12 protein-coding genes are annotated in these 12,222 nt (G+C 43.7%); all 12 read left to right on the top strand.

Translation table 11 applies throughout. From position 1 onward, the window contains the following. Positions 1-89 precede the first annotated feature (89 nt). A complete protein-coding gene (locus G585_RS0108220) occupies positions 90-311 on the top strand; it encodes an acyl carrier protein (protein ID WP_022774274.1) in 222 nt (73 codons plus the stop codon). Between the two features lie 21 nt (positions 312-332). Continuing rightward, complete coding sequence (gene fabK, locus G585_RS0108215; RefSeq protein ID WP_022774273.1) at positions 333-1,277, top strand: enoyl-[acyl-carrier-protein] reductase FabK; 945 nt, start codon at positions 333-335, stop codon at positions 1,275-1,277. After that, positions 1,277-2,212: an ACP S-malonyltransferase gene (gene fabD / locus G585_RS0108210; RefSeq protein ID WP_022774271.1), complete on the top strand. Its 936-nt coding sequence runs from the start codon at positions 1,277-1,279 to the stop codon at positions 2,210-2,212. Before fabK ends, fabD begins: the two co-directional genes overlap by 1 nt. Beyond that, positions 2,205-2,945 (top strand): 3-oxoacyl-[acyl-carrier-protein] reductase, encoded by a 741-nt coding sequence (fabG, locus tag G585_RS0108205; protein ID WP_022774270.1) that lies wholly within the window; start codon positions 2,205-2,207, stop codon positions 2,943-2,945. The genes fabD and fabG overlap by 8 nt, the downstream gene beginning before the upstream one ends. Continuing rightward, complete coding sequence (gene fabF, locus G585_RS0108200) at positions 2,938-4,176, top strand: beta-ketoacyl-ACP synthase II (RefSeq protein ID WP_022774268.1); 1,239 nt, start codon at positions 2,938-2,940, stop codon at positions 4,174-4,176. The genes fabG and fabF overlap by 8 nt, the downstream gene beginning before the upstream one ends. Before the next feature lie 2 nt (positions 4,177-4,178). Further along, entirely contained in the window at positions 4,179-4,601 is a 423-nt protein-coding gene (locus G585_RS0108195) for an acetyl-CoA carboxylase biotin carboxyl carrier protein (RefSeq protein ID WP_022774267.1), read from the top strand. A gap of 9 nt (positions 4,602-4,610) precedes the next feature. Continuing rightward, positions 4,611-5,045, top strand: coding sequence for a 3-hydroxyacyl-ACP dehydratase FabZ (gene fabZ, locus G585_RS0108190; protein ID WP_022774266.1), 435 nt, complete (start codon positions 4,611-4,613; stop codon positions 5,043-5,045). Position 5,046: 1 nt separating this feature from the next. Further along, positions 5,047-6,375 carry an acetyl-CoA carboxylase biotin carboxylase subunit gene (locus G585_RS0108185; RefSeq protein WP_022774264.1) on the top strand — a complete coding sequence of 443 codons (1,329 nt, stop codon included), beginning with the start codon at positions 5,047-5,049 and terminating at the stop codon, positions 6,373-6,375. Positions 6,376-6,399: 24 nt separating this feature from the next. Then, complete coding sequence (gene accD, locus G585_RS0108180; protein WP_242829989.1) at positions 6,400-7,212, top strand: acetyl-CoA carboxylase, carboxyltransferase subunit beta; 813 nt, start codon at positions 6,400-6,402, stop codon at positions 7,210-7,212. 20 nt (positions 7,213-7,232) lie between these two features. After that, positions 7,233-7,988 (top strand): acetyl-CoA carboxylase carboxyl transferase subunit alpha, encoded by a 756-nt coding sequence (gene accA, locus G585_RS0108175; RefSeq protein ID WP_026663866.1) that lies wholly within the window; start codon positions 7,233-7,235, stop codon positions 7,986-7,988. Continuing rightward, positions 7,960-9,639, top strand: a complete 1,680-nt coding sequence (locus tag G585_RS0108170; RefSeq protein WP_026663865.1) for an AMP-binding protein — start codon at positions 7,960-7,962, stop codon at positions 9,637-9,639. The genes accA and G585_RS0108170 overlap by 29 nt, the downstream gene beginning before the upstream one ends. A gap of 119 nt (positions 9,640-9,758) precedes the next feature. Then, entirely contained in the window at positions 9,759-11,840 is a 2,082-nt protein-coding gene (htpG, locus tag G585_RS0108165; RefSeq protein WP_022774260.1) for a molecular chaperone HtpG, read from the top strand. The last annotated feature ends 382 nt before the right edge of the window (positions 11,841-12,222 follow it).

The following is a 12,222-nucleotide window of genomic DNA, read 5'->3' as shown; positions in this document are numbered from 1 at the left end:
AAAATCTATTGACTTGGGGGCAACACCCAAGATTATTGTAACAAAGAATTGATAATAAATAAACATGGAACATTCAAAAGGAGACAAAAATGAAAGACGTTAAAGGAACAATCATTCGTATAATCGCAGAGTATCTTGATAAGGATGAGAATGAAATCTCATCATCTGAAAGCTTTACAGAAATCGGACTTGATTCTCTGGACATCATGGAGCTTGTTATGCAGATGCAGGAAGAGCTTGATTGCAAGATTGAGCTTTCACAGGAGATCACAACTATTGATAAGCTGGTTGAGCTCATTGAGAAGCAGTAATGATCTGGAGAGGAACGATAAATGAGTGCAAATCCGATTTGTGAAATGCTTGGGATCAAATATCCGGTTTTTCAGGGAGGAATGGCCTGGATCGCTGATGCAGACCTTGCAGCTGCAGTATCAAACGCAGGAGGACTTGGAATAATCGCGGCTATGAATTCCAATGGTGAGCAGCTTAGGGAGCAGATAAGGAAGGCAAAAGAGCTGACGGATAAGCCCTTTGGCGTGAACCTGATGCTCATGAGCCCATATATTGACGAGGCTGTGGAAGTTGTCTGCCAGGAAAAAATTGCAGTTGTGACAACCGGTGCAGGAAACCCGGCAAAGTATATGGAACAGCTTAAAAACGCAGGGGTAAAGGTAATCTGCGTGGTTGCAAGCGTCGCTCTTGCAGTAATGGCCCAGAGAATGGGCGCTAGCGCAGTTGTGGCTGAGGGCTGTGAATCAGGTGGACATGTGGGAGATACCACAACAATGGCACTTGTGCCACAGGTTGTTGATGCGGTGAATATCCCTGTTATCGCAGCCGGAGGAATTGCGGATGGAAGAGGCATGGCAGCAGCTTTTATGCTGGGGGCCAAGGCCATTCAGATGGGAACAAGATTCCTTACAGCAAAAGAGTGTAACGTTCATGCAAATTATAAGGAAAAGGTTCTGAAAGCAAAAGACAGAGACACCATAGTCACCGGAAAAAGCCTGGGACACCCAGTAAGAGCACTGAAAAACAGGATGACAAGGGATTTTCAGGCAAAAGAAAATGATCCACTATCTACACCGGATGAACTGGAAAAAATGGGAGCAGGGGCACTTAGACGCGCTGCCATAGATGGAGACGTTAAGACGGGATCCTGTATGTGCGGACAGATTGCGGGGCTCGTTAACTCTGAAGGGACATGTGAAGAGATCATTACAGGTATCTGTAGAGATGCTAAGGCTCTCTTGGAAAAGAAATGTGAGGAACTTTGATGGGAAAGATAGCTTTTTTATTTGCTGGTCAGGGAAGTCAGTATCCCGGAATGACAAAGGATTTATTCGAGAATGTACCTGAAGTCCATAACTTCTTTGGAATTGCCGAGGCAATCCGCCCGGGGACACTTACTCAGATGTTTACAGGGGATGCTGAAACGTTAAAAAGAACAGAAAATGCCCAGCCATGCCTTTTTTTAGCTGACATGGCGGGGGCTATAGCTCTTTTGCAGAATGGAGTAAGTCCGGATGCTGTTGCAGGCTTTTCTCTTGGGGAAGTGGCAGCTCTTGCAGCTTCTGATGTACTAAGTTTCCAGGAAGCCTTTAAGCTTGTGTGCCAGAGAGGGAAATACATGCAGAAGTCCGCTGAAGCTGTGGAAGGTGGCATGGTAGCTGTGCTTAGGATGGACAAAGCTCTTTTGCAAAAAATGTGCAAAGAGTATGAGGTTTATCCTGTAAATTACAATTGTCCGGGGCAGGTAGTGGTATCGGGCGAAAAAGAGAAAATAGATGCCTTCAGGAAAGGGCTCAGTGAGCAAAAAGTAAGGTTTATAGAGCTTCCAGTCGGCGGACCTTTTCACACACCTTATATGGAAAGTGCGGCTAAAAAGCTTAAAAATGAGCTCAAGGAAGGAAAGGTTTATAAACTTAAAAAGCCTCATATTCCTCTTTATGCCAATAAGACAGCAAAGCCCTACCCGGAGGAAGAAAAAGAGATGATAGACACCATATCAGATCAGGTCTGCAGCAGTGTTAAGTGGGAAGAAACTCTCACAAACATGGCAGAGAGCGGAGTTGACACATTTATAGAGTGCGGCCCAGGCAAGACACTTTCAGGATTTGTGAAAAGAACTGTTGAGGGAGCCAGGGTTTATTCAGTAAATGATATGGATTCACTAGAGGAAGTATTAAGGGAGCTTGAAAAAGATGCTTAAAGGAAAGAAAGCTGTAGTAACAGGGGGGAGCAGAGGAATTGGCAGGGCAATCGCTTTGAGATTCGCACAAAATGGGGCAGATCTTGCAATCATTGCAACAAGAGAGAGCGAAGCGGCCTTTGAAACGATAAAAGAGCTTACTTCTTATGGAATTACAGCAAGGCTCTATGTTTGTGACATAAAGGATGCAGACCAGGTTGATAGCGTTGCAAAGGAGATAATAGCTGACTTTGGAGTTATCGATATTCTTGTAAATAACGCAGGAATAACAAGGGATAACCTTCTTGCAAACTTTAAGACAATGGACATTGACAGTGTTATAGATGTGAATCTAAAGGGATGTATATATGTCACTAAAGCCTTTATCAGAAACTTTGTGATGCATAAAAAAGGAAGCATTATAAATATTAGTTCAGTTGTGGGACTTATGGGGAATAAAGGCCAGACCAACTATGCTGCTTCTAAGGCGGGAATTGTTGGCTTTACCAAGGCCGTTGCCAGAGAGTACGGCAGAAAAAATATAAGGTGCAATGCAATCGCACCAGGTTTTATAACCACTGAGATGACTGCGATGCTAAGCGATGCGCAGACAGAGGAAATGAAGAAGATGATCCCACTTGGGAAGCTTGGAAATTCCGAGGATGTGGCTGACCTTGCGCTTTTTTTGGGAAGCGAAGGGTCAAAGTACATAACCGGAGAAGTCATCAAAGTGGATGGAGGAATGTATGTGTAGAGTAGTTGTAACGGGAATGGGAGTAATTAGTCCTGTAGGAAATGATCTGGACACTTTTTGGGATAACCTCAAAAACGGTGTATGCGGAATAGGAAAGATAAAAAGATTTGATGCATCAGGCCTAAAGGTAAGCCTTGATGCGGAGGTCAAGGATTTTAACCCAAAAGAATATTATGACAGCATGCAGGAGATCAGAAAGTCAGATCTTTTCATGCAGTATGCAATGGCGGCAGCAAAACAGGCTGTAACCCAGAGCAGAATACTTGAGGACGGGATTGATAGTGAGCGTTTTGGAGTGTATATAGGATCGGGAATTGGGGGGATCAATTCTACGATCAGAGAGCAGGATAAGTTAAGAGAAAAAGGCCCTGACATGGTATCACCTTTCTTTGTGCCAATGATGATCAGCAACATGGCAGCAGGAGCTATATCAATAAAATTCGGCGCAAAGGGACCTACACTTCCTGTTGTTACTGCCTGTGCTACTTCAACTAACACCATAGGAGAGGCCTACAGGGCAATCAAGCACGGATATGCAGATGCCATAATCACAGGAGGTAGCGAGGCTTCCATAAATGAGCTTGCAATGGCAGGCTTTATCAACTGTCAGGCCCTGAATCTTGCAGAAAATCCTGATGAGGGAAGTCTTCCTTTTGACAAGCGAAGAGGCGGTTTTGTTATGGGAGAAGGGGCAGGAATCCTTATCCTTGAGGAGTACAAGCACGCCAAAGCAAGAGGAGCCAATATTCTTGCTGAGGTTATCGGCTATGGAAATACTGCGGATGCCTACCACATCACAGCGCCGGACCCGGAGGGGAACGGAGCCATTAGGGCCATCAAGAGCGTTGTTGACGAGGGGAAAATTGATGAAAGTAGCGAGATCTACATCAATGCCCACGGCACAGGTACTCATTTAAACGATGCCATGGAAACCAAGGCCATCAAGGCTGTTTTTGGCAAAAGAGCTTACGACATCCATGTAAGTTCCACCAAATCCATGACCGGGCATATGATGGGAGCCACAGGTGCGGTTGAAGCCATTGCTTCTGTTCTTGCGCTTAAGGATGGCATAATTCCGCCGACCATAAACTACAAGGAAAAAGATGAGGAATGTGACCTTGACTATACAGCAAATAAGGCCGTTTGCGCTGAGATTGAATACGCGATCAGCACGTCCCTTGGATTTGGCGGACATAATGCATGTATAGCATTTAAACGTTACGAGGCGTGAGTATGACTAATTCTTTAAAAGATTATGAGGATATGTTTGCAAGGCTGTCTTTATCAGAGCTTGAGGTTCATGAGAAAGATTTTTTTCTAAAGTTGAAAAGAGATTTAAAGTCATCTGAAATTGTGGAAAAAGAGCCTGTGGCAAATAAAAATGAAGTAAAGAATGAACCTGAAGCAGGTGAAGCAAAAGCTGTCAGCGGCTTTGAGGTTAAGGCCCCTCTCCTCGGCGTTTTTAACGGAAGTGTTGGAGATAAAGGGGCACTTAAAAAGGGAGACAGGGTTTCAAAGGGCGATGTTCTGTGCACTTTGGAGGCTATGAAAATGCTCAATGAGGTTAAGTCTCCGGTTGACGGAATTGTGGCTAAGGTTTTGGCAAATGAAGGTGACCTTGTTGAGTATGATCAGGTCCTGTTTGTCATAGAGTAAGGTGGTTTTATGAACAGAGAAGAAATAAAAAAGATACTTCCCCACAGGGAGCCGATGCTGCTTGTGGATGAGGCGTATCTTAATGAAGATGGCACGGCAACAGGATTTTATAAGGTAAGGGGAGATGAGTTTTTTTTACAGGGGCATTTCCCGGGGAATCCAATAGTGCCGGGAGTTATTCAGTGCGAGATGATGGCCCAGTCCGCCTGCATCATGTTCGAAGAAAAGATGAAGGGGAAAGATGCAACTCCTGTGTACACAGGCCTTGATAAGGTGCGGTTCAGGGGAATGATAAAGCCGGGAGATACCATAAGGATCGATACAAAGCTTATAAGAGATGCACATCCTATGTATCTGCTCCATGGAGAGCTCACAGTGGATGGAAAAAAGTGTATGAGCGGTGATTTTTCTTTTGCCATATTGGAGGAAAAGGGAGGTAACTGACATGTTTTCTAAGATTCTTATTGCCAACAGGGGCGAGGTGGCAGTTCGGGTCATCAGAGCCTGCAAAGAAATGGGAATAGAGACGGTTGCTGTTTATTCCAAGGCAGACCGGGATGCACTGCATGTGGAAATGGCAGATGAAGCCTACTGCATTGGCGGAGCGCTGGTGAAAGACAGCTATCTTAACATGGACGTTATCCTGACTGTGGCAGAAAAAACCGGTGCAGAGGCCATTCACCCGGGTTATGGAATGTTATCAGAAAACCCTGAATTTGCAAAAAAGTGCAGGGAAAGCGAAATTGTTTTAATTAGCCCTGGGGAAGAAGTTATGCGTAATATGGGGCAAAAGGAGATCGCAAGGAAAATTGCAAAGAGTGCAGATGTTCCTGTGACTCCGGGGAGCGATATCCTCACTGACAGTAGTGACGTCCTTTACTGGGCAAAAGAAATAGGATATCCGGTTATCCTTAAGGCAAGAGCCGGTGGCGGTGGCAAGGGCATAAGAGTTGTCAGGGAGGAAAAAGACATTCTTTCTGCTTTTGAGCAGGTGAAAAAAGAAGCCCAGAGCTCTTTTGCCGATGACGGCGTGTTCATGGAAAAGTATCTTGAAAATGTAAAACATGTTGAGGTTCAGATAATTGCAGATAAAAATGGGAAAGTTCTGATCCTTGGGGACAGGGACTGCTCAGTTCAGAGGAAGAATCAGAAACTTATTGAGGAGTGCCCGGCTCCGGTTCTTTCAGAGGAGCTGCGTATTAAGATGTACGAGGCTGCAAGAAGGCTTGCTGTGAAGGTGGGCTATGTAACTGTGGGGACAGTGGAATTTCTGGTAAAAGACGATAAGTTCTACTTCATGGAGATGAACACAAGGCTCCAGGTAGAACACTCTGTGACAGAGATGGTGTGCGGTATTGACATTGTTGAGTGGCAGATAAGAACGGCAGCAGGAGTTGAGCTTCCCTTTAAGCAGGAGGAGATAGGAAGTAACAGGCATGCGATCGAGTGCAGGATATGCGCAGAAAGCTCAAAGGATTTTAAGCCTTCCACCGGAAAGGTAGAGCTTTTGCATATTCCGGGAGGAGTGGACGTAAGGTTTGATTCAGCTCTTTATCAGAGCTGCACTGTAAGCCCCTTTTACGATTCCATGCTGGGAAAGCTTATTGTCTGCTCAGATACCAGGGATGGGGCTATCAGAAAGATGAAGAGTGCTCTGTCAGAATTTGTGCTTCTTGGAGTTGATAATAACAGGGATATGCACATGAAATTCATGGAAAACGGCAGGTTTGTGGTTGGGAACTATGATACAGGAATCTGTCAGAAAGTGTTATAAGATATGGAGCTTAAAAGCTTATTTTTGAAAGTTAATAATGAGCTTGAAAATACAGATAACAGGCCAAGGAGCAGGAAAATTACCTGCAAGAAATGTCAAAAGCAGGTGTCTGTTTCAAAGATCAGGAAAAATTTTTTTATCTGCCCTGAGTGTGGACACTATTTTCCTGTGAGAGCCCGCAGAAGGATCCTTATGCTCACAGATAAAAGAAGCTTTGTTGAGATGGACAGGGATATGGAATCAAAGAATATCCTGTCATTCCCGGAGTATGAGGATAAGCTCATTGCGGCAAAGGAAAAGAGCCGTGAAAAAGAGGCTGTGATCTGTGGAGAGGCGGCTATTGGCGGCAGCAGGGTCTGCATCTTTGCCATGGATGGCAATTTTATGATGGGGTCCATGGGAGCAGTTGTGGGTGAAAAGATCACAAGGCTCTTTGAATATGCTACGAGGCGAGGGCTTCCGGTTATTGGAGTCACTGTTTCCGGAGGAGCAAGAATGCAGGAGGGTATGGTTTCTCTTATGCAGATGTCTAAGGTTTCTGCCGCAGTAAAAAGACATGACAAAGCCGGGAATCTTTATATAGTTCTTTTGACTAATCCCACGACAGGGGGCGTAGATGCCTCTTTTGCCATGCTTGGAGACATAACACTTGCGGAACCGGGAGCCAGAGTTGGATTTGCAGGGCCGAGGGTTATAGAAAAAACTCTTAACCAAAAGCTGCCGGAAGGCTTTCAAAAGGCAGAAAGGGTCCTTGAGTGCGGCTTTATTGACGAAATAGTGCCAAGACAGGAGCAGAAGGAATATCTTGAGAGAATCTTAAAGCTTCACGGATTTTAAGGCATAGAGGGAACAAATAAATGGAAGATTACGAGATTGTTAAGGGTGCCAGATCTGAGGGACGCCTGACTGCAAGCGACTACATAAAAGCGTTGGTAAAAGACTTTGTGGAATTTCACGGAGACAGGCTTTTTGGAGACGACAGGGCGATAATAGCAGGGATTGGCAGGATTGATGGAATTCCGGTCACAGTAGTAGGAATTGAAAAGGGTAAAGATACCAAAGAGCGTATTGAACATAACTTCGGCAGCGCGATGCCTGAAGGGTACAGGAAAGCTCTAAGGCTGATGAAGCAGGCAGAGAAGTTTAAAAGGCCCGTTGTCTGTTTTGTCGATACTGCCGGTGCCTATTGCGGCATTGATGCGGAGGAAAGGGGCCAGGGAAGGGCAATCGCCCAAAGTCTTTTTGAAATGTCTGATCTTAAAACCCCCATATTATCAATTGTCATAGGAGAAGGCGGAAGCGGCGGAGCACTTGCTCTTAGCCATGCTGACAGAATCTGGATAATGGAGGATGCCTATTTTAGTGTGGTTTCTCCTGAAAGCTGCGCCAACATATTGTGGAAAACTACGGAAAAAGCAGATGTAGCGGCCAAAGCCCTTGGACTTACAGCTGGGAGGCTCTATGAACTGGGACTTGTGGACAAGGTGTGCAGCAGTGAAAGGGTAGGTGATCTTTTAAAAGAAATTGCAAAGGAGCTGAGGAATTTAAAGGAAATACCTGCAGAAGACCTTGTTGATAAGCGCTATGAAAAGTTTAGGAAAGTGGGTTACTAGGGGAAATACCATGATCTATGAGGATTACTATAAAGAAATAAAAGATGACAGTGGAAAAATCACTGATATTGAGCTTACATATGGCGATGATTTTAATTTTGCTTATGATGTTATGGACAGGTTTGCCAAAGAAGTGCCAGACCAGCTGGCTCTTTTACACAAGACTGCTGATGGCAGGAAAACGCGGTTTTCGTTTAGAGATATGCAGGTGCTCTCAAATAAGGCTGCAAATGGGCTGAGAAGTCTCGGCATCGGGAGAGGTGACAGCGTTTTGCTGCTTCTTAAAAGACGATACGAGTTCTGGATAAGTATTCTGGCTCTTCACAAGCTTGGGGCGGTTGCTGTGCCTACATCACACATGGTTTCTGCAAAAGACATAAGGGAAAGAGTAAGTTTGTCTAAAGCAAAGGCTGTAATATGTGTAAATGCTGATGATATCTGCAGCAAGGTGGAAAGTGCAATATCAGGTCTTTTGACATGTCAGATCGTTGTAGGGGATGTTTATAAGGATAAAAAGAGCTTTGATCAGATGCTTGAAAGTGGAGAAAGCTCTTTTGACAGGGTGACAACGAAAGTTACTGATCCTATGCTTTACTATTTTACTTCCGGAACAAATGGGGCGCCAAAGGCTGTTATTCATGACTTTTCTTATCCGCTGGCCCATATTTTTACTGCTAAAAACTGGCATGGTGTCAGAGAAAATGGACTTCATCTTACTGTGGCGGACTCTGGCTGGGCCAAAACTGCCTGGGGGAAACTCTACGGGCAGTGGTTCATGGGAGCGGCCATTATGGTCTATGACTATGAGCAGTTCTATGCAGGGGATATGCTAAGGCTTCTGGTAGAAGAGAAGGTTAACACGTTTTGTGCACCGCCTACCATTTATAAATACCTGGTCCTGGAGGATTTAAAAAAGTATAATCTTGAGAATCTGCATTATGTCACAACTGCAGGTGAATCCATGCCCAAGGAGGTATCAAAGAAGTTTACGGATATGACGGGACTTACAGTTAGAGAGGGATTTGGGCAGACAGAGACTGTGCTTCAGACCTGTACTACCGTTGATGGGCAGCAGGTTCCAGGCAGCATAGGGCTTGCATCACCTCTTTATCGTATTGAGCTTGTGGATGAAAACAACAATCCTGTCCCTGACGGCACAGAGGGTGAGATCGTAATAGTTCCGAAGGATGGAAAACGGCCTGCTGGTGTGTTTGTAGGGTACCTATGCGCAGAGGATGAATACAAAGAGGTATGGGACGGCGGAATCTATCACACCAAAGATATGGCTATTAGGGACAAGGAAGGGCACTTTTTCTTTGTGGGAAGAAATGATGATGTAATAAAATCAAGCGGCTACAGGATAGGCCCTTCAGAAGTAGAGGATATACTGATGCATCATCCGGCAGTATTTGAGTGCGCAGTCACAGGGTATCCTTCCAAAACAAGAGGGGCACTTGTAAAGGCCAGCATTGTTCTTAATAAAGGCTATGAACCGGACAACGGGCTTGCCGTGGAGCTTCAGGACTTCGTAAAGAAGAATACCGCAATCTACAAATACCCACGACTTATAAAGTTTGAAGAGAGCCTTCCACATAATGCCAACGGAAAGATATTAAGGTCAGTGATACGAAAAAGAGATTATAATAAATAGATTATTAGCACTCTGATTAGATGAGTGCTAATTTTTTATTGACTTTTGTATTGGGCGGACTTAAACTAGTTTTTGGTGGGATTTTTACCTGCTAAAAATATATAAAAGGAGTGAGAATTATGGCTTCAAAAAAAGGTAATCTTTCAATCAACAGCGAAAACATGTTTCCGATAATCAAGAAATGGCTTTATTCGGATCATGATATTTTTTACAGAGAAGTAATTTCAAATGCGTGTGATGCGATCACTAAGATCCGCAAGATGGATATGATGGGAGAGTACACACTTCCTGATGGATTTAAGCCTCGTGTAGATGTTGTACTTAACGATAAGGAAAAGACTATCAAGATCACTGATAATGGTATTGGTATGACTGCTGAAGAGGTTGAGGAATACATCAACCAGGTAGCTTTTTCAGGTGCTACTGACTTCCTTAACAAGTACAAGGATAAGGCTAACGCAGACCAGATCATCGGTCACTTCGGACTTGGTTTCTATTCAACATTCATGGTATCTGATTCTGTAGATATCGATACACTTTCTTATAAGTCTGATGCAGCTTCCGTTCACTGGACATGTGATGGCGGTTCAGATTTTGAGATGTCAGATGGTGACAAAAAAGAAGTGGGAACAACAATCACTCTTCACCTTTCTGAGGACTGTCTTGAGTTCTGCAATGAGTACAAGGCCAGAGAAGTAATCGAGAAATACTGCTCATTCATGCCTTATGAGATTTATCTTTCAAAGGAAAATGAAGAGGGAACTGAGACAATCAAGGCTTCAGAGAAGCTTGACTCAGATACAGTTATCGAAGAAGTTCATCCTGAGAAAAAAGAGGGCGAAGATAAAGAGCCTGAACTTGAGTATAAGATAAAGAGAAGACCACAGCTTCTTAATGATACACATCCTCTTTGGGCTAAGACACCTAAGGATTGTACAGATGAGGAGTACAAGGAATTCTATAGAAAGGTATTCCGCGATTATAAGGAGCCTTTATTCTGGATCCACCTTAACATGGATTATCCATTTAACTTAAAGGGTATCCTATACTTCCCTAAGATCAATATGGAGTTTGAGTCAATAGAGGGAACAATAAAGCTCTACAACAACCAGGTATTCATTGCTGATAACATCAAGGAAGTTATTCCTGAGTACTTAATGCTCCTTAAGGGTGTTATTGACTGTCCTGACCTTCCTCTTAACGTTTCAAGAAGTGCTCTTCAGAATGATGGATTTGTTAAGAAGATTTCTGAGTACATTTCAAAGAAGGTTGCAGAGAAGCTTGCAGGTCTTTGCAAGACTGATAAAGAGAATTATGACAAGTACTGGGATGACATCAGCCCATTCATCAAATATGGATGCCTTCGTGATGACAAGTTCTGCGAGAAGATGACAGATTACATCCTCTTTAAGAACCTTGATGGCAAGTATCTCACAACACCTGAAGCACTTCAGATCAACAAAGAGGCTGAAGAGGCAGCAGCCAAGGAAGATGCTGTCGATGAGAACGGCAATAAGGTTGAGGCAGAGGTAGTTGATGAGGCAAAAGACTCTGCTACTGAGGAAAAGAAGGAAGAAGAGTCAAAAGAACCTCGTACAATCTACTATGTAACTGATGAACAGCAGCAGAGTCAGTACATCAAGATGTTCAAGGCTCAGAAGATGGAAGCTTTCATCATGAACCACAACATTGATGTTCCTTTCATGCAGCAGCTTGAGGCTAAGAATGAAGGTATCAAGTTTGCAAGAATCGATGCAGACCTTACAGATACATTTAAGTCCAAGACTTCCAAGAAGGCAGCAGCTGAACTTGAAGAGAAAGAAAAAGAGCTTTCAGAGAAGATCAAAAAGGCTCTTAAGAATGATAAGCTCACAATCAAGCTTGAAAAGCTTAAAGATAAGAAGATGTCTTCTATGCTTACAGTATCAGAAGAATCAAGACGTATGGCAGAGATGATGAAGATGTATGCCATGAATGGAATGAGCATGGGTGACTTTGGTAACGAAGGCCAGACACTTATCCTCAACGCAAATCATCCTCTTGTTCAGTATGTAATGGAACACGAAGATGGTGAGAACACAAACATGATCTGTGAGCAGCTTTATGACCTTGCACGTATCCAGAATGCACCTCTTGAAGGCGAAGCAATGACCAAGTTCATCGCCCGCAGCAATGAGATCATGATGGTTCTTGCAAAATAATATACTTTCTTGCGAGTGGCATTAAATCCGAAAGTGCCCATACCTTTGGATGGATCTCGGAGTATTCGCAAAGACACAGTAAATATAAAATAATGCGCCCTGTTTTCTTTCATGCTTATTCAGAACAGAAAACAGGGCTTTTATTTTATCTTAACTGTCTCTATTGCTCATACTAAATCGCTCTATCCAAAGGTATGGGCACTTTCGGATTTATGGTTTACTATACATATAAAGACTAGTATTTTTGCAAGAACAGCAGACGAACTGGAAGACACAGGGCCGGTTCTAATGACTTATTAAAAGCAAGTCACTCAACCATCCATTTAACTTCTTAGAAAAGTATAGGTTGTAGCTGCGTACGCCACCATTGACTGAACCTGAG

The organism is Butyrivibrio sp. AE2015, assembly GCF_000420825.1.
Lineage (GTDB): Bacteria > Bacillota > Clostridia > Lachnospirales > Lachnospiraceae > Butyrivibrio.
The sequence above is the reverse complement of the archived record's forward strand: the minus strand, read 5'-3'. Positions and strand labels throughout refer to the sequence as shown.